General features: G+C 69.3%; 16 protein-coding genes. 11 read left to right on the forward strand and 5 right to left on the reverse strand.

All coding sequences use genetic code 11. The features are described 5' to 3' along the window. Positions 1-4: 4 nt before the first annotated feature. The 6 genes from KVT45_RS05780 to KVT45_RS05805 all read left to right on the forward strand — a co-directional run bounded on the left by KVT45_RS05780 (position 5) and on the right by KVT45_RS05805 (position 9149). Entirely contained in the window at positions 5-850 is an 846-nt protein-coding gene (locus tag KVT45_RS05780) for a carbohydrate ABC transporter permease (protein WP_217545776.1), read from the forward strand. Position 851: 1 nt separating this feature from the next. Further along, positions 852-2480 carry a beta-N-acetylhexosaminidase gene (locus tag KVT45_RS05785; RefSeq protein ID WP_217545395.1) on the forward strand — a complete coding sequence of 543 codons (1629 nt, stop codon included), beginning with the start codon at positions 852-854 and terminating at the stop codon, positions 2478-2480. A gap of 292 nt (positions 2481-2772) precedes the next feature. Then, positions 2773-3666, forward strand: coding sequence for a xanthine dehydrogenase family protein subunit M (locus tag KVT45_RS05790; protein WP_217545396.1), 894 nt, complete (start codon positions 2773-2775; stop codon positions 3664-3666). Further along, positions 3663-5354 carry a 2Fe-2S iron-sulfur cluster-binding protein gene (locus KVT45_RS05795; protein ID WP_254646376.1) on the forward strand — a complete coding sequence of 564 codons (1692 nt, stop codon included), beginning with the start codon at positions 3663-3665 and terminating at the stop codon, positions 5352-5354. Before KVT45_RS05790 ends, KVT45_RS05795 begins: the two co-directional genes overlap by 4 nt. Beyond that, a complete protein-coding gene (locus KVT45_RS05800) occupies positions 5351-7663 on the forward strand; it encodes a molybdopterin cofactor-binding domain-containing protein (RefSeq protein WP_217545397.1) in 2313 nt (770 codons plus the stop codon). Before KVT45_RS05795 ends, KVT45_RS05800 begins: the two co-directional genes overlap by 4 nt. A 316-nt stretch (positions 7664-7979) precedes the next feature. Beyond that, positions 7980-9149 (forward strand): SUKH-4 family immunity protein, encoded by a 1170-nt coding sequence (locus KVT45_RS05805; protein ID WP_217545398.1) that lies wholly within the window; start codon positions 7980-7982, stop codon positions 9147-9149. 28 nt (positions 9150-9177) lie between these two features. On the opposite strand, the gene KVT45_RS05810 is transcribed toward KVT45_RS05805, so the two are convergent. From KVT45_RS05810 to KVT45_RS05820, 3 genes are read right to left on the reverse strand one after another with little or no spacing between them, the layout of a single operon-like run. Beyond that, positions 9178-9852: a response regulator transcription factor gene (locus tag KVT45_RS05810; protein ID WP_217545399.1), complete on the reverse strand. Its 675-nt coding sequence runs from the start codon at positions 9850-9852 to the stop codon at positions 9178-9180. Further along, entirely contained in the window at positions 9849-11048 is a 1200-nt protein-coding gene (locus tag KVT45_RS05815; RefSeq protein ID WP_217545400.1) for a histidine kinase, read from the reverse strand. The genes KVT45_RS05810 and KVT45_RS05815 overlap by 4 nt, the downstream gene beginning before the upstream one ends. Continuing rightward, positions 11045-11884 (reverse strand): CPBP family intramembrane glutamic endopeptidase, encoded by an 840-nt coding sequence (locus tag KVT45_RS05820; RefSeq protein WP_217545401.1) that lies wholly within the window; start codon positions 11882-11884, stop codon positions 11045-11047. Before KVT45_RS05820 ends, KVT45_RS05815 begins: the two co-directional genes overlap by 4 nt. Positions 11885-12141: 257 nt before the next feature. Between KVT45_RS05820 and KVT45_RS05825 the strand changes: the two genes are divergently transcribed. The 5 genes from KVT45_RS05825 (at position 12142) to KVT45_RS05845 (ending at position 16490) form a co-directional block, all read left to right on the forward strand. Then, positions 12142-12807, forward strand: a complete 666-nt coding sequence (locus KVT45_RS05825) for a DUF3566 domain-containing protein (RefSeq protein WP_217545402.1) — start codon at positions 12142-12144, stop codon at positions 12805-12807. A gap of 324 nt (positions 12808-13131) precedes the next feature. Beyond that, positions 13132-13617 carry a hypothetical protein gene (locus tag KVT45_RS05830; protein WP_217545403.1) on the forward strand — a complete coding sequence of 162 codons (486 nt, stop codon included), beginning with the start codon at positions 13132-13134 and terminating at the stop codon, positions 13615-13617. Between the two features lie 1197 nt (positions 13618-14814). Then, positions 14815-15315 (forward strand): hypothetical protein, encoded by a 501-nt coding sequence (locus tag KVT45_RS05835; RefSeq protein ID WP_217545404.1) that lies wholly within the window; start codon positions 14815-14817, stop codon positions 15313-15315. Between the two features lie 144 nt (positions 15316-15459). Beyond that, complete coding sequence (locus KVT45_RS05840) at positions 15460-15927, forward strand: GntR family transcriptional regulator (RefSeq protein ID WP_217545405.1); 468 nt, start codon at positions 15460-15462, stop codon at positions 15925-15927. Then, on the forward strand, positions 15924-16490 hold the full coding sequence (locus KVT45_RS05845; RefSeq protein WP_308310660.1) for an HD domain-containing protein: 567 nt from the start codon (positions 15924-15926) through the stop codon (positions 16488-16490). The genes KVT45_RS05840 and KVT45_RS05845 overlap by 4 nt, the downstream gene beginning before the upstream one ends. Here KVT45_RS05845 and KVT45_RS05850 read toward each other — a convergent pair. Both KVT45_RS05850 and KVT45_RS05855 read right to left on the reverse strand, forming a co-directional pair. Further along, positions 16478-16951 carry an NUDIX domain-containing protein gene (locus KVT45_RS05850; protein WP_217545407.1) on the reverse strand — a complete coding sequence of 158 codons (474 nt, stop codon included), beginning with the start codon at positions 16949-16951 and terminating at the stop codon, positions 16478-16480. The two genes, KVT45_RS05845 and KVT45_RS05850, sit on opposite strands and share 13 nt — an antisense overlap. Positions 16952-16953: 2 nt before the next feature. Continuing rightward, positions 16954-17712 (reverse strand): helix-turn-helix domain-containing protein, encoded by a 759-nt coding sequence (locus tag KVT45_RS05855; protein ID WP_217545408.1) that lies wholly within the window; start codon positions 17710-17712, stop codon positions 16954-16956. Positions 17713-18201: the final 489 nt, after the last annotated feature.

The following is an 18201-nucleotide window of genomic DNA, read 5'->3' on the forward strand; positions in this document are numbered from 1 at the left end:
CGTCGTGAATCTTGTGCGCGGGTTCGTACGGCGGCCGGGCCGGCTGGCCGCCGAGGGGGCGGCACTGGCGATCGCCGTACTCGTCGCCTTTCCGCTCTACTGGATGGTGCTGGGCGCCTTCAAACCGGCCGGGGAGATCGAGTCGGACCGGCCCCGGCCGTGGACCCTCTCGCCCTCTCTCGACTCCTTCCGGCGGGTGTTCGGGCAGCAGGAATTCGGTCGTTACTTCGTCAACAGTCTCGTCGTCGCGGGCAGTGTCGTGATCGTCTCGGCCCTCGTCGCCTTTCTCGCCGCGACCGCCGTGACCCGATTCCGGTTCCGCTTCCGGACCACCTTGCTGATCATGTTTCTGGTGGCCCAGATGGTGCCCGTGGAGGCCCTCACCATCCCCCTCTTCTTCCAGATGCGGGACTTCGGTCTGCTGAACACGCTGGGCTCGCTGATCCTGCCCCACATCGCCTTCTCGCTGCCCTTCGCGATCTGGATGCTGCGAGGGTTCGTGAAAGGGGTGCCGGAGGCGCTGGAGGAGGCCGCGTACATCGACGGGGCGAGCCGGTCGCGCTTTCTCTGGCAGATCCTTTTCCCGCTCGTCCTGCCGGGCCTGGTGGCCACGAGCGTGTTTTCCTTCATCTCCGCCTGGAACGACTTCCTCTTCGCCAAGTCCTTCATCATCAGCGACACTTCGCAGTCGACCCTGCCGATGGCGCTGCTGGTGTTCTTCAAGCCGGACGACCCCGACTGGGGCGGGGTGATGGCGGCCTCCACGGTGATGACGATTCCGGTGCTGGTGTTCTTCGTACTCGTACAGCGACGCCTGGTCTCGGGACTGGGCGGAGCGGTTAAGGACTGACATGACGGATGTGATTCCCGAGCCCCGGTACGTGGTGTCCTACGGGGGCGGTTTCTTCGAACTGGATCCGGACACCGGACTGGCGGCGGGGGAGGGCGCGGAGCACACGGAGCGCTGGCTGCGAGCCACCCTGGGGGCGGCCACCGGCCTGCCGCTGCCGCCCGGCGGAGGCACGGACGGCAACGTCATCCGGCTGACCGTCGACTCGTCGGTCACCAAGGACCTCGGTACGGAGGGCTACCGCCTCGCGGTCATGCCCACCGGTGTGCACTTGGCGGGCGGCGGCCCCGCCGGGCTTTTCTGGGGCGCCCAGACGCTGCGTCAGCTGCTCGGTCCGGACGCCTATCGGCGTGCCCCGCTGCCCGGCCGTTCCTGGCGGCTGCCGCTCAGCCACCTCCAGGACTCCCCCCGATTCCCCTGGCGCGGCCTCATGCTCGACGTCGCCCGGCACTTCATGCCCAAGGAAGGCGTCCTGCGCTACCTCGATCTCATGGCGGCGCACAAACTCAACGTCTTCCACTTCCACCTGACGGACGACCAGGGCTGGCGCGTGCGGATCGAGCGCTACCCCCGGCTCACCGAGGTCGGCTCCTGGCGGACCCGCACGAAATTCGGTCACCGGGCCTCACCGCTGTGGGAGGAGAAGCCGCACGGCGGCTTCTACACCCAGGACGACATCCGGGAGATCGTCGCCTACGCGGCCGAGCGGCATATCACCGTCGTCCCCGAAATCGACGTACCGGGGCACTCGCAGGCCGCCATCGCCGCGTATCCGGAACTCGGCAACACCGACGTCATCGACACCACCTCCCTGACCGTCTGGGACTCCTGGGGGATCTCTCCGAACGTACTCGCCCCCACTGACAACACCCTGCGCTTCTACGAGGGGGTGTTCGAGGAAGTGCTCGGTCTCTTCCCGTCGGAGTTCGTTCACATCGGCGGCGACGAATGCCGCAAGGACCAGTGGCGGGCCTCGCCGGCCGCGCAGGCGCGCATCAAGGAACTCGGGCTCGCCGACGAGGACGAGTTGCAGTCCTGGTTCATCGGACACTTCGCGAAGTGGCTTTCCGCGCGCGGGCGTCGGCTGATCGGCTGGGACGAGATCCTGGAGGGCGGGATCGCCGAGGGCGCGGCCGTCTCGTCGTGGCGCGGTTACGGCGGCGGGATCGCGGCCGCGCGGGCCGGACACGACGTCGTCATGTGCCCCGAGCAGCACGTGTACCTGGACCACCGGCAGGCCGCCGGCGCCGACGAGCCGGTGCCGATCGGATTCGTCCGCACCCTGGAGGACGTGTACCGGTTCGAGCCCGTTCCACCGGGACTGGACGAGTCCCAGGCGCGGCGGATCCTCGGCACCCAGGCCAACGTCTGGACCGAGGTGATGGAGGACCACGCGCGCGTGGACTACCAGGCCTTCCCCCGGCTCGCCGCCTTCGCCGAGGTCGCCTGGAGCACCCTCCCGGCGCCGGGGGAGCGGGACTTCGCCGGCTTCGAGCGCCGCATGGCCGCGCACTACCGGCGGCTCGACGCCCTGGGGGTCGCCTACCGCCCGCCGGCCGGGCCCCTGCCGTGGCAGCAGCGCCCCGGCGTCCCCGGCCGCCCGATCGACGGCCCGCCCCCGAACCGCTAGCCCCGCCCCCGCCCCGCCCCCTCACCGGTCCGGCTCTCCGGTGCCTCTCCCCGCTCCGAACGCGTAATGGAAAAAGACCCCAAGGATCACCGAAGAGTGTCAATCGGTACGCATTGGCAATGGTGGAAGAAAACGGACCAAGTCGCCGATGAGGTGGGCGAATGCCTCCTAGCGGACCCGTGCGTTCGAGGCTTGCGAAGATGTGCCAGAGTTGCCACGTCCGCCCTGTGAGCACGTACCGTACGGCCACACAGGTGGGACCAGGTGGGGCAGCGGGAAGGGGCAGCCGGTTTTGACCACGCACGCACCGCAGGCGGCGCAGTCCGTCACGCTGCCCACGACGCTGAACGAGGCCGTGGCAGCTCTCACCGCCATGCCCGCCGCCGTCCCCGTCGCGGGCGGCACCGACCTCATGGCCGCCGTCAACTCAGGACAGCTCAGGCCCGCCGCCCTGGTCGGCCTCGGCCGGATCAGCGAGATCCGCGGCTGGCAGTACCAGGACGGCAACGCACTCCTCGGCGCCGGCCTCACGCACGCGCGCATGGGCCGCCCCGACTTCGCGGCCCTGATCCCGGCGCTCGCCGCCGCCGCGCGGGCCGCCGGTCCGCCGCACATCCGCAACGCCGGCACCCTGGGCGGCAACATCGCCACCGCCGCGCCCACCGGCGACGCGCTGCCGGTGCTCGCCGCCCTGGAGGCGACGCTGATCATCGCGGGCCCGGGCGGATCCCGCCGGGAGATCCCGGTGTCGCACCTGCTGGCCGGCGTGGAGATGCTCCGCGCGGGCGAGCTGATCGGCTTCGTGCGGGTGCCGCTGCTGCACGCCCCGCAGGTCTTCCTGAAGGCGACCGGCCGCACCGGACCGGGTCGCTCGGTGGCCTCCGTGGCGCTCGTCCTCGACCCCGCGCGGCGCGGCGTCAGATGCGCCGTCGGCGCCATAGCGCCGATGCCGCTCCGGCCCCTGGACGCCGAGCAGTGGGTGGCCCGGCTGATCGACTGGGACAACGACCGCGCGCTCGTCCCGGAGGCGCTGGCCGCCTTCGGCGAGTACGTCGCGGCCGCCTGCATCCCCGACCCGGCCCCCGAGCCGGACGGCTCGGTGCCGCCGCTTCCGCCCGCCGTACTGCACCTGCGGCGCACCGTCGCCGCGCTGGCCCGACGAGCACTGGGGAGGGCGCTGTCATGACCGACGACCAGCACGGAGAGGGCGCGCCCGCAAGCGGTGGCGGCCGCTGGAACCCGCTGCCCCAGGGTGACTACGACGACGGCGCGACCGCCTTCGTGAAACTCCCCGAGGGCGGCATCGAGGCCCTGCTGTCCGCCGACAGCCCCCTGGCCGCGCCCGGACACGGCTATGTGCCGCCGCAGATAACGGCCGCGCCCGGCACCGACACCTGGGGCACGCCGGCCGACGGCGCCCGGTGGCCCGACCCCAACGCGGTCCCCCAGGAACAGCCCGCCGACGACCGGTTCACGTACAACCCGGCTTCGACCCAGCAGTGGACGTACGAAGAGCCGCCGCCCGCGCCCGGTCACGATGTCACCGGCCAGTGGTCGATCCCGGTCGCGACCGGTGACGCCCCGGACGAATCGGGCGAGTTCACCACATCCGCGCTCATGGAGCAGTGGGGCGGCACGCCGCCGTCGACCCTGCCGGGCGGCGCGTCCGCACCATGGGCGGCGGAGACCCCGGCGTGGGAACACCCCGCGGGGGCCCCTGGTTCGCCCGCTGAGCCCCCCGCGGGCTACGGCGACACTCCGGCACTCGGTCTCGCCTCCGGAGCCGCCGGCGCGCCATCTGTGGCCGACGCGCCGACGCGGGGGGAAAGGGGCGAAGCGGGCGATACCGGCGAACTGCGCATGGCCGGTGCATCGTCCGGTACCGGCGGACGTGCCGCAGCGGACGGCCCGGGCGAAGTCGGCGAGGCCGACGCGCCCCACGCCGCCGCCGGCGGACACCCCGCCCACGATCCGCAGGCCGCCGACGGAGAGTCCGCCCCGTCGGGGCCACCCGCACCCGACGACGAGAGCGCCACGGATGGTGCGGGCGGGAAAGAACACGCCGAAGGCGAAGCCGAGGCGGTCGACGACCATCCCCTCGCCTCCTACGTCCTCCGCGTCAACGGCGCCGACCGCCCCGTCACCGACGCCTGGATCGGCGAATCCCTCCTGTACGTCCTGCGCGAACGCCTCGGCCTGGCCGGCGCCAAGGACGGCTGCTCGCAAGGCGAGTGCGGCGCCTGCAACGTCCAGGTCGACGGCCGCCTGGTCGCCTCCTGCCTGGTCCCCGCGGTCACCGCGGCCGGCAGCGAGGTCCGCACGGTCGAGGGCCTGGCCCAGGACGGCCGGCCCTCGGACGTCCAGCGCGCCCTGGCCCGCTGCGGAGCCGTCCAGTGCGGCTTCTGCGTCCCCGGCATGGCGATGACCGTCCACGACCTGCTGGAAGGCAACCCGGCCCCCACCGAGCTGGAGACCCGCCAGGCCCTGTGCGGCAACCTCTGCCGCTGCTCCGGCTACCGGGGCGTCCTGGACGCCGTCAACGATGTCGTCGCCGAACGCGAGGCACACGCCGCCGCCGACGCTGAGACGGACGGCGACGAGGCCCGTATTCCGCATCAGGCGGGACCGGGCGCCGGCGGCGTCAACGCGTCGGCGTTCGACTCCCCGGGCACCTTCGGGGCCGGAATCCAGGTCCCGCACGAGCAGTCGTACGACCAGTCGTACGGTGGCAACCAGACGTTCGGTGGGAACCAGTCCTTCGGCGGCAACCAGACGTTCGGTGGTAACCACACGTTCGGCGGCAACCAGTCGTTCGACGACCAGAGCCAGAGCTACGACGATCAGCCCTACGGCCCGGACGGAGGCCAGGCGTGACCAACGAGACCGTCACCACGACCACGGCCGCGGAGACGCCCGTCACCGCCCCCGAGCCGCTGCCGCACGGCCTCGGCGTGTCGCTGCCCGCCGCCGACGCGGGCGCGAAGACCGAGGGCACCTTCCCGTACGCGGCCGACCTGTGGGCCGAGGGCCTGCTGTGGGCGGCCGTGCTGCGCTCCCCGCACCCGCACGCGCGCATCGTGTCGATCGACACCAGCCACGCGCGCGAGATGCCCGGCGTACGGGCCGTCGTCACCCACGAGGACGTCCCCGGCACCCCGCGCCACGGCCGGGGCACCCCGGACCGCCCGGTCTTCGCCTCCGAGGTCGTACGGCACCACGGCGAGCCCATCGCGGCCGTCGCCGCCGACCACCCGGACACGGCCCGCATGGCCGCCGCCGCCGTCATCGTCGAGTACGAGATGCTCGACCCGGTCATCGACCCCGAGCAGTCCTTCGAGGCCGAGCCGCTGCACCCCGACGGCAACCTGATCCGGCACATCCCGCTCCAGCACGGCGACCCGGACGCGACCGGCGAGATCGTGGTCGAGGGCCAGTACCGCATCGGCCGCGCCGACCCCGCCCCCATCGGCGCCGAGGCCGGACTCGCCGTGCCCCGCCCCGACGGCGGGGTCGAGCTGTACCTGGCCTCCACCGACCCGCACACCGACCGCAACACGGCCGCCGCCTGCTACGGCCTGTCGCTCGAACAGGTGAAGATCGTCGTCACCGGCGTGCCCGGCGCCACCGCCGACCGCGAGGACCAGGGCTTCCAGCTGCCGCTCGGCCTGCTCGCCCTCAAGACCGGCTGCCCGGTCAAACTCACCGCCACGCGCGAGGAGTCCTTCCTCGGCCACGCCCACCGCCACCCCACCCTGCTCCGCTACCGGCACCACGCCGACGCCGAGGGCAGGCTGGTCAAGGTCGAGGCGCAGATCCTGCTCGACGCGGGCGCCTACGCCGACACCTCCGCCGAGTCCCTGGCCGCCGCCGTCTCCTTCGCCTGCGGCCCGTACGTCGTCCCGAACGCCTTCATCGAGGGCTGGGCCGTCCGCACCAACAACCCGCCCTCCGGCCATGTCCGCGGCGAGGGCGCCATGCAGGTCTGCGCCGCCTACGAGGCGCAGATGGACAAGCTGGCGAAGAAGCTCGGCCTCGACCCGGCCGAGATCCGCCTGCGCAACGCGCTCGCGACCGGTGACGTGCTCCCCATCGGCCAGACGGTGACCTGCCCGGCCCCGGTCGCCGAACTCCTCCAGGCCGTACAGGACTTCCCGCTCCCGGCGCTGCCCAAGGACACCCCCGAGGACGAGTGGCTGCTGCCCGGCGGCCCCGAGGGCGCGGGCGAGCCGGGCGCGGTGCGCCGGGGCGTCGGCTACGGCCTCGGCATGGTCCACATGCTCGGCGCGGAGGGCGCCGACGAGGTCTCGACGGCCACCGTCAAGGTCCACGACGGCATCGCGACCGTGCTCTGCGCGGCCGTGGAGAGCGGCCAGGGCTTCACCACGCTGGCCCGCCAGATCGTCCAGGAGACCCTCGGTATCGACGAAGTCCACGTGGCCCCCGTCGACACCGACCAGCCGCCGGCCGGCCCCGGCTGCCGCGGCCGCCACACCTGGGTCTCCGGCGGCGCCGTCGAACGCGCGGCCAAGATGGTCCGCACCCAGCTTCTCCAGCCCCTCGCCCACAAGTTCGGCATGTCGACCGAGCTGCTCCAGATCACCGACGGCAAGATCACGTCGTACGACGGCGTCCTGTCGACCACCGTCACCGAGGCGCTGGACGGCAAGGAGCTGTGGGCCACCGCCCAGTGCCGCCCGCATCCGACCGAGCCGCTGAACGCCGAAGGCCAGGGCGACGCCTTCGTCGGCCTCGCCTTCTGCGCGATCCGCGCGGTCGTCGACGTGGACATCGAACTCGGCTCGGTCCGGGTCGTGGAACTCGCCGTCGCCCAGGACGTCGGCCGGATCCTCAACCCGGCGCAGCTCAACGCCCGTATCGAGGCCGGTGTCACCCAGGGCCTGGGTATCGCCCTGACGGAGAACCTGCGCACCCCGCGCGGGCTGATCCGCCACCCCGACCTCACCGGATACGCCCTGCCGACCGCTCTCGACGCCCCCGACATCCGCATCGTCAAGCTCGTCGAGGAACGGGACGTGGTCGCCCCCTTCGGCGCCAAGTCGGTCAGCGCGGTGCCGGTCGTGACGTCCCCGGCGGCCATCGCCTCCGCCGTCCGCGCGGCCACCGGCCGCCCGGTCAACCGCCTCCCGATCCGCCCGCAGGCGGCGGTGGTCACGGGCCAGTGAGCCCGTCCCGGGCCGACCGCCGGACTCGACGCGGAACCATGCCCGCGTACCGGGCCGTCGGGCCTGTGTCCGGGCACCTCTGAACTCACCGTGGAACAGAAGGTGGAGGCGATTCCCACCGGGACGGAACGGTCCAGGGTCGCCTGACGTCTCTTCAGCGGGGCGTTGTCAGTGCCGCGGCGTAGTGTTCTGGGCAGTGGGGACGGCCGTTCCGGAGGGGAAGCCCGGACGACCCGCCATGCCCTGCTGACTTCTACGCACGACGCACCACTCGACCCACTTGCACGTCTTGAACACTTTGATCGCGGGGGCAGCGATGAGCACGATCAGCACGACCGGCAGCGGTGCGGCGACGATCACGCTGACCGAGGCTGAAATGGACCGATACATCACGCACGAACCGACCCGCAGCCGGCTCGCCGGCCCCGGACTGCCCGACAGCGGCGGCCTGTTGACGTTCGCGCCGCTGCGCACGGCCGGTCTGCGCACGCTGGCCGACGTCACGGACGGCCCGTCCCGGCTCGCGGAGGAGCTCCGGGACCGGCTGGTGATAGGGGAGCTGCTGGCCCCGGCCGGCCTGGACCCGGAGTCGATCCTCCTCGACGGCGGCACCGGCGAGATCACCACGGCCTACCTGATCGACCCCACCGACCCCCGCCCGCTGGCGCCCTCGCTGGAGACGCTGCTGCGCTTCGCCGCGGTCACCGAGGAACTGACCGGCCTGCGCGGCCGTTTCGCCTCCCTCGCCGGGACGTACGGCACGAAGGTGGCGACCGAGGCCTCCCGCAAGCTCCTGGAGCTCTTCGAGGAGGGCACGGCCGGCCGCGTTCCGCCGTACTGGAAGGCGACGGCCCTGATCCGCCCCCTCAGCCTGATCGCGGGCCCCGGCACGGACTCCGGGCTGACCGTCGACCTGCCGGCCCGGCTGCTGGACCAGGAGTTCGGACAGGGCCGGGTGGCCCGCTTCGAGGAGGTCGACTTCCCGCCCACGCTCACCCACGAGCCGACCCGCCGCTTCCTGCGCGAGACCGGCCTCCCGGAGGACGCGGTCCTCTTCCACCTCGACCCGGACGCCCCGCTCCCCACCCTGTGGGAGTACTTCACCGACATCCACCCGGGCGGCTTCCCCCTGGACGACCTCCCGTCCCACGCCGACCGGCTCATACGCCTCGGCTACCTGGTCGAGGACAACAGCCTCGTCGTGGACGGCACCACGGGCGCGATCCTCAACTTCTCCGAGCCCGAGGCGACGCTCTACCCCCTCAACACGGACATCTCCACGCTCGCCTACACCCTCTGGCTCCTGCACCACGAGCGCACCATCGACGAGCACCTGAACCACGAACTCACCACGGAGGCCTACGACCAGCTCGCCGCGACCATGCTCCACACCCTCGCGACCATCGACCCCACCCCCGTCACGACGGACGCCGACTGGCACTACTGGACGGAGCTTTTCCAGGACGAGGCGGGTGGGGTGCTGTAGCGGCGGGGCCGGGCGGGGCCGGGCGGGGTCAGGTCACCAGGCCCTGGCGGTAGGCGTAGACGACGGCCTGGACGCGGTCGCGCAGACCCAGCTTGGCGAGGATGCGGGACACGAAGGTCTTGACGGTCTCCGGGCTGAGCACGAGAGCCGCGGCGATCTCGCCGTTGGAGAGGCCGTCCGCGATCAGCCGCAGCACCTCCAGCTCGCGCGGGGTCAGCGGAATGCCGTGCGGGGTGCCGCCGTCGGCGGGGCGGATACGGGCGGCGTAGCGGCCCACGAGCTGCCGGGTCACCTCGGGGTCCAGCAGGGCCGCGCCCGTGGCCACGGTCCGGATGCCGTGCAGCAGCCGGTCCGGCGGCGCGTCCTTGAGCAGGAAGCCGCTGGCGCCCGCGCGCAGGGCCTCGTAGACGTACTCGTCCAGGTTGAACGTCGTCACCACGAGCACCTTCACCGGATGCGGCACCCCGGCACCGGCGAGCAGCCGGGTGGCCTCGATGCCGTCGAGGACAGGCATCCGGACGTCCATCACCACGACGTCGGGGCGCAGCCGGCCGGCGAGGTCGACCGCGGCCTGCCCGTCCCCGCACTCGCCCGCCACCTCCAGGTCGGGCTGGGCGTCGATGATCGTCGCAAGGCCGGTGCGGATCAGCACCTGGTCGTCGCAGACCAGGACCCGCAGCGGCGCCCCGTCCGCGGCGGTCACGAGGGGCTCCCGGCGGGTATCCGGGCCTGCACGAGGAACCCGCCGTCCGCTCGTGGGCCCGCGCTGAACTCGCCGCCCAGGACGGCCACCCGCTCCCGGAGACCGGCGAGGCCGCGCCCGCTCCCGCCGGGGGACGCGGTCGGCCGACCGGAACCGCCGGAAGCGCCGGGGCCGCCGAGCCCGTCCGTGTCGACCTCCACGGTGATCTCCTTCTCGCCGTGCCGGACCCGTACCGAAGTGCGGCTGCCGTGGGCGTACTTGAGGGCGTTCGTCAGGGACTCCTGCACCACCCGGTAGGCCACCAGGTCGGCGCTGCCGGCCGACTCCGTTGGTGTGCCCTCCTCGGTGAACTCCACCGGCTGCCCGGCCCGGCGCGTCTGCTCCACGAGCGTGCGCAGCCGGCCGGCAGGCGGTGTCCTGACCCCCGTACTGCCGGTGCCGGTGCCGTGGTCGGGATTGAGCAGGTCGAGCAGATGGCGCAGGTCGGAGATGGCCCGGCGGCCGGTGTCCGTGACGGCGGTCAGGGTCTGGTCGAGGCGGTCGGGCGCGGCGGTCAGATAGCGGGCCGCCTCGGCCTGCACGACCATCGCCGTCACATGGTGGGTCACCACGTCGTGCAGCTCGCGGGCGATCCGGGTCCGCTCGGCGGTACGGGTGTCCTCGGCGACCCGCAGTCGGCGTTCGGCCTCCGCGGCCCGGGTGGAGCGCAGCCACGCCCCGACGCCCCACGCGAGGGCCAGCGCCAGGTAGAACGTCACGAACCCGCTCGCCGTCTCGCCTCCCGACCCCAGCCGGTGCAGCGCGACCGCCAGCGGCACGTAGGCCGCGGAGAACACGAGCGCGGTGGCCCGCCGGTGCCGTTCCAGATGGGCGCCGGTGCTGATCAGGGCGAGCGGCAGCGCCGTGCCCGCGGCCGAGTGGTAGCCGCGCAGCTGGTCGACGGCGAAGCCGAGAGACACCAGGGCGAGCGAGACGGCCGGCCACCGCCGGCGCACGGCGAGCGGCAGGCACTCCAGGCCCAGCACCGCGATGGTCAGCGCGTCGAACGGACGGTTCGGCAGATCCCCGACCTGCGTCCCCTTGCCGTGCAGCGCCGGCAGGAACGACCCGGCCAGGAGCAGCAGCCCGAGCGGCAGATCCCGGACCGTGACGTCGAGCCGGTGCCACCACCCGGGCGCCTGCCGAGGACTGATCACCGGGGCAGTGTAGCGACGGAGCCGGCCGGGACACCCCGTCGCGGGCGCGGTACCAGGTGCCCCCGTCGCTTGGCGAGCCACAGGAACGCGACCGTCACCAGCACCCCGAGCAGCACCGAGTACACGCTCGCCTCCGGCCCGAACTGCCCGCCGGTGACCAGCCGCGACCCCGAGGTGGTGGCGTCCAGCAGCCCCTTCTGCGCCGCGCCGCTGCCGGAGACCTCGGTGCCGAAGATGCCGGACTCGGCGAAGTTCCAGCCGAAGTGCAGGCCGATCGGCAGCCAGAGGGTGCGGGTGGCGGCGTACGCGGCGCCGAGCATGCCGCCGGCCTCGATCGCGATGGCGAGGGCGCCCCACACGGTCGCGTCCTTGTTGAGCAGATGCATCATCCCGAACAGCGCCCCGGTCGACATCAGCGCGATCCAGGTCCCGGTGCGTTCCTCGACGATCCGGAACAGCACGCCACGGAAGAGCAGTTCCTCCGTCACAGCGGCGGCGGCCATGTACCCGACGACCCCCAGCGCACCCGTCACCGACCCCACGCCGTGGATCGCGTAGTCCCCGAGAAAGGCGATGTTCCCGATGACACACGCGAACGTCACCACACCTATGACCACCCCCCGCCCGAAAGCCGCCCGCGCACCGACCCGCCCCACCTCGGTGCTCGGCCGGCGCTCGGTCCGCCGTACCACCCAGCCGTAGACGAGCACCGCGACCACGGCCGTCAGCAGACCGAGGACCAGGGTGAGGAACCAGTTCCCCTGCACCGCGGCGACACCCTGCCCCCCGACGAAGGCGACCGCCGCGACCGCCAGGAGCTGCCAGACCAGCCTCATGATGACTCCCTCACAGGATCCGCAGCCCAACCGCTGCGACTGGCCCGAACGCTACGGATCGGCCGCCCCGCAATCGTCACCACGCAGTGGACACCTGCCCGTAGCTCGCACGGGGGACAGAAAGGGGGGACATTCCGAACCGGCCGTCACCGCTCAGGGCCGGCGACGCGCTCCTGATCACTCACCGTAATCGCAGGGGATGCGAGGCCGCACGCGTCCACATAACGTCGCAGGTGAGGACCAGCCAGGGAGCGGACATGAGCCGAACCAAGCGCAGCAGCACCCGCGGCACGGCCCGTAAGCCGACGCCGAGGATCTCGTCCCGCATAGTGACGTCACCGACGGCGCCCACCCCGACAGCACCCACTCCGACGGCACCCGAACGCGGGTCGCCGCAGCCGGCGCCGCCCCGTGATCACACATTCCCGCACGGCCCGCCGCGCCGGCCCACCCGCATGCGCATATCCGGGACCAACCCGTGGTCGGTCACGGTGATGAGCTTCTTCTTCCTGACAGGCCTGGGCGTGTGCGTCCTCGGCGCCGCGCTCGCCACGTCGGTGCTGCTGGACATCGTGGCCCCGGGCGAGTGGCCGACGCCGTGGGAGACGCTGGTCGTCGCCACCGGGGTCGTCGCGCTGGAGATCCTCCTGGGCACCGTTCTGGCCTGCCTTTGCGGCTTCATGTACAACTACACCGCCCGGTTCAGCGGCGGTGTCGAAGTGGCCCTGACCGGCGATCTCACCGATCCGCCACCGGCCGCCCAAGCCCTCCGGCTCCTGACGCGGCTGCACGTGCACGCCCGGCGGCACCTGAACGCCTGGCTGCCGGCCAACCCCTTTGCCGGCGGGCGCCTTTCCCGCCGACCCCACGGCGACTCATCCCCACCCGACGCCGAAGCCGACCCCCGCCCCCGGCAGCCATAGCCACCCGGACAACCACGAGGGCGGCCCCTCGTCGGAGGGGCCGCCCTTCGCGTTCTGCCTGGTCAGGCAGGTAGAGGCCGTGACCGGAATTGAACCGGTGTAACTCGCTTTGCAGGTTTGTCGGTGCTGGTCAGGGCATGATCCGGGGTCATTCAGGGGCGTTCAATCCCGTGCGAACGGGGCGGCCGGCAGGGCTGAGTGAACGGCCCTGAACGACCGCGTACGGCTACGAACGAGACGGAAACTGAGACGGCTGCCCTGCCTGCGACCGCCCAGTTCCTCCACTGTGACACCCCTGTGAAGTCAGACCGTTACATTACCTAGATGGCTTTGATCAGTCCCGATGCGGCGCCGACCGTGGCCCTTGCGTCACTCTGTGTGACGTTCGCTTCGCTCGCCCTTGCTTTCTTTGCGTTCCGGGCCGGGGGGCCGAAGGTCGGCGTCCAGTCCTACATCGTGAAGTACTCGACTGGTGAGTACATGCTCCGTCTCGTTGTGTCGAATAGAGGGCGGTCGGCTACCACGATCGAGGTCGGGCATCTCGATGTCTCCTGGCCGTACGACGACAAGCCTTGGCGAGACACGCAGCGCACCCTTTGGCCTATGTTCCCCGCGGAGTTCCCCTTCCGGTTGGAAGGGAACATGCTTGTCGAGTGGTCCTGCCCGGCAACGGAGCTGATGACGGAGGCGATCCGTTGGCGACCCAACACCTGGCGGCTTCACGTCAAGATCGGTCATCGAAAGCGCAAGGTACGCATCTCAAAGACGATCGCTCTTGCGGAGAAGGTTGAAGCACGTCCACTGCGCTAGCTGAGCGGATGGATCCGCAGTGTGGGCCGGCCACGTCTAGCGGCGATCACTTTGCAGGTTTGTCGGTGCTGGTCAGGGCGTGGTCCGGGTGTGGTCGAACTCGTGCAGGTGTGGGTTGGACAGGGGAGAGCGAACCGCTCCGGAGGTAAGGAAAAGGAGATCATGCTTCGTCGCGCTTACTTTGTTCCGCCCTCTTCGAGTCCTACCGCTTTGCCGAAAGGGCGGATGGAGGCTGCCTTTGAATGGATTTCTGGCCGCAATGAACTTCCGGCTGTCATTCGCTCGCGAGCGCGAAGAAATCACTTTCGGCTAAGTGGAATTCGATATGCCCGCCGATTTACGCAGCGGGATATTGAAGAGAATATTAATGCACGCCTCCCGCAGGGTGAGGCGGTTTCATTTCGTGCGATTTGGATGGTTGAATTCTATACGCCGCCGGATGCCAGTGATATGTTTAGGAGGCTGCAGCAGCTCGATGGCGTTGCCCCGACGGGCAGGCGAGGTTACGCAGAGTGGTTTAAGTCCGCCCGAATGGCTGACGGAGGGGCGTGGACTAGGCTACCTAATTTTGCGTCACCGGGGCAGTCGACCTTGCCGTGGGGGGATCAGGTTTTTACAGCACTCCCTGAGGGCGTAAGTCGAGTTTGGGCCGGACTTGTAGCAGTGACGCATGGGATCAGTGCGCTCGTGCTTAGGTTTGAGTATGACGAGGACTTCGCGAAGAGCTATGGAGAACTCCTTCGCGAAGACCAGGGTAAGAGACTGGATCCTATCGGTAATGGGCATTCCATAATTTCTCCCATGTTTATGAAGTCGCGAAAGGTTAAGGAGTGGCGACAGTGCCGGATTGAACAGGCAAGTGAGTGGATCACTGCGCACTATCCCGGACATTTCACTCGGCAGGCCGAGACGCATCCTGTCGTCTACTTTGTCACAACGGCTAACGTGGTGCCGTGGCGGGATGAGCCCTCGGGCAATAGGGCCGATGGATATGGTGTGCTAGATCTGCAGCCAGACTTCAGATCTCAATGGGAGCCGTCCGATCTGACATCGCTAAGGTTTCGATGGGCGACTGAGCACACGGAGCGATGGCGCGGGGTAGAGGAAGTGCTCGCGTGTGCCGCGCGTGAGTCGGATTTGCTCTCCGCGGAACCTGTGGGAGTTGGATCCCACTACTCTTCGAGTATCAGCCATGCCATGCAACGCCTAGATGACAGCCTAACCGATATTGCAGTTAGGTGGGGATTTTACTCGTATGTCGCCAAGCTGAGTAACCAGATTGCGGAGGTTCGAGATCAGGCTACTTCGATTGCGAACGATGCGACACACAAGTCTTTCGTGTCTCTTCGGAATCGTCTGCTGATCAGCGGTATTGAAAGTCAGCTCGTGGCGAAAGAAATCGTTACTTTCTCTGCTAGTAATAGATGGCTCGGAGAAGGTTTCCGGATGAACGAAATCTTGCCTCAAGCGCTTCTGGGCCTAGGTGGGACTCCGATTCAATTTCATTCCTTGTTGGCGCGTCATATTGCGCGAGAGTCGGCTCGAATTGTCGACTCGGAAAAAGAAATTAGGGATTTGGTGTCAGCTGCCGCTGACTTGACTAACGCGGCGTACGGAATTCGATTGCAGGCGGTAGTGCTCTGGCTTACGGTGGTCTCGGTGGCGGTGGCAATTATTGCACTGGTCGTTGCCTTTTAGGTCAGTTGCTTCAGCGTTTCATAGGGAGTGGATGCGGTTCCCCGAACGAAGCGGAGCGGATACCTCTTCCCGCTGAGGCGCTCTGGCCCGATGCTGAACGTGGCACGCTTGACCCTGATGGCGGGAGAGGGAGAGGGAGAGGGAGTGGCGCAGCAAGCAAGCCCGCGCGGGACCTTTCAGAAGATCGCGGATCAGCTCAAGGCGCAGATGGATCGCGATTCGGAGATGGTGGAACTGCCGCCGATCGCGGAGGTCATGGACGATCACCAGGTCTCGCGTGGTGTGGTGCTTCGGGCGTTCGCGACGCTTCAGAGGGAGGGCGCTGCAGAACCGGTGCCGGGTGGGCGCTGGCGTGTGGTCAGAGCGGGACAGCGGACCGACCGTCGGCCCCTCGCCGAGCGGCTCACCGACGTCTTCGCGGATGACGGCCTTGAAGTCGGGGCAGCGTTCCCGAGTGCTTCCGCGCTATGCGAGAGGTTCGATGTCTCGCGCCCGACGGTCACCAAGGCGTTGGGGAAGCTGGAAGCAGCAGGATGGCTGTCCGAAGGGGGACAGGGCAAGCTACGGACCGTGCGCGCCCTGCCGTATCGAGAGGAGAGTTCCTCACAGTGACGGGACTGACGGAGTGGGCTTACCCGCTCGCCGAATCGCTGCTTTCCGATCCGCTGCCGCGTCGCTGGAAGCACTCCGTGGGAGTCGCTGAGCGCGCGCGCACCATCGCGCCGTTCCTCGGTGTGGACGCGGACCTCTTGGAAGCGGCTGCGGTCCTGCACGACATCGGATACGCACCGGACCTCGCCAAGACGGGCTTTCACCCGCTGGACGGGGCCCGCTACCTCCGCGACGTCGCCCAAGCCGACGAACGGGTCGTGAACTTGGTAGCGCACCACTCCTGTTCGTGGATGGAGGCGGAGGCCCGTGGGCTGCGCCAGGAACTTGAAGCCGAGTTCCCGCGCGAGGAGGCGCACCTCAATGACGCACTGTGCTACTGCGACATGAACACGACCCCGGACGGGACGCCCACGAATCCTGTGGACCGCGTGAACGAGATCACCGGCCGCTACGGGCCGGACAGCCTGATCGGTACATTCATCCGCCGGGCCGAACCGGAGATCCTGGCGAGCACCTCGCGTGTGCTCGATCGGGTCGCCGCCGCCAAGCGTCAGCCGATGTAGGGAGTCGGGCGGGTCCGATCCATCGCGTGCTCGATCCGGAGCCGCATGGTGGGGTGGACGTCCAACTGAGACAGGTCCGATGGGTCGACCCATCGGACCTGCGTCGTTTCATCGCTCGTACGCACCTCACCGCCGACAGGCCGCGCCCGGAAGCAGATACTGAACTGCTGCCGAACCTCGCCGTCGTCGTACTTCATCACATGCCCTGGGTCGGTGTAGATCCCGGACATGTCGACGACTTCCGCCTTGATGCCGGTCTCTTCCCAGACCTCGCGCACCACGGTGTCACTGATCGACTCGCCTACGTCGTGCCCCCCGCCGGGCAGCGCCCAGCGTCCGTTGTCGGACCGCTGGATCATGAGCACTTGGCCCGCATCGTTCTGTACGAACGCCACGACGGACGGCACGACCGAGTTGGCCGGCGGAGCGTCGGGGTCGTGCAGGTAGTCAATGCGTCCCATGATCAAGCTCCAGTGATGTCTTGTTCCGTGACCTGGCGAGCGCCTCCCCAGGTCTGTTCGATGCTATTCGCATACGTGTCGAACAGGCCGCCACCTGGTAGCCGTCGCAGGTGGAAGACCGGAGCCATGTAGGCACCGATGCCGTACACGTGGGGGTTCACGAGCATCTCGCCATCGGACCGGTAGATCGAGTTGTAGAGGGTCGTTGCGTGGAGCCGGAACCCAATCTCCGGATGGCTCTTGAGTAGCGGCCGGTAGTTCACCAGCGCGTTCCGGATTTTGCCGTCCATGATGCGGTGACCTTCGTCTATGCCGCGTTGCCGGACCGCTTCACAGTCTGGATCCCCGAGCAGGATGCGCGCCTGGGTGGTCCCCTTCACCTTCTCCTTCAAGAGATCCAGGAACACGGGATCCTCGGACAGGAAAAGCCCCGAGTAGACGAGGACATCGAGGTTGTTCTCAGCCCGTGCGTAGATCTCGCGCCACAGGTTCGGCGGCACCGTGTGTCGGTGTGGGTAGACGTTGACGATCTCGGCTTTCGTCAGGTCTGCCGCACTCTCAACAGCGCGATCGTCATCCCACAGTGTCGTCACGTCGACCTTGAGCGCCGCCGCCGTCGCGTACTGGTGTCGGCGATACGGCACCTTTCCCTTGGTGATCCAACGTTCGATCGTCTTCGGGTTGACGTCGATCTCGTCGGCGAGCGTCTGAATCGTCATGCCGGCGGCCAACAGAGCAGACCGCAAACGTTCGTTGGACATCTGCACCCCCGGTGGGACGTCTCGGGACCTCTTGAAGGTACCGAGACGTCCTTGAGGTGTCCACGTAGAGGGTAACCAAGTCCCCTGACCTGGGGCGATTCTGATGGTGCGCCAAGAAGTCCCGGCGCAAAGCCAAGAGGGTCCGTCGCCGTACTTGACGGCCCCCTATGCAGTACCTGTAAAACAGGTACTGCAATACCGGACGGGATCGCTCGGCAGGAAGGCGGCTATGCCGCGCGCCTCCAGCCCCGTATCGGTCGCTGTTTGAGAACGCTCCGCCGCTGGTGGGGCTGCATAAGTGGGTCTCTGAGCCGTCTCCCCGAAGTGACGGCCGCGCGGCTGCAAGACCGCGCATCTCTGACCTTCGCCGCATTCGTGCGGCGGCCGGTTGCCTCCGCTGCGCGTCTCGTACGTGCAGTGCTGAGGGGAGCCGGATGTTCCGACTTCAACGGCGAGCGGTCCCCGGGTGGCACCCCGGGGACCGCGACG

This window comes from Streptomyces sp. GbtcB6, from assembly GCF_019091475.1.
In the GTDB taxonomy this organism is placed as follows: domain Bacteria; phylum Actinomycetota; class Actinomycetes; order Streptomycetales; family Streptomycetaceae; genus Streptomyces; species Streptomyces hyaluromycini.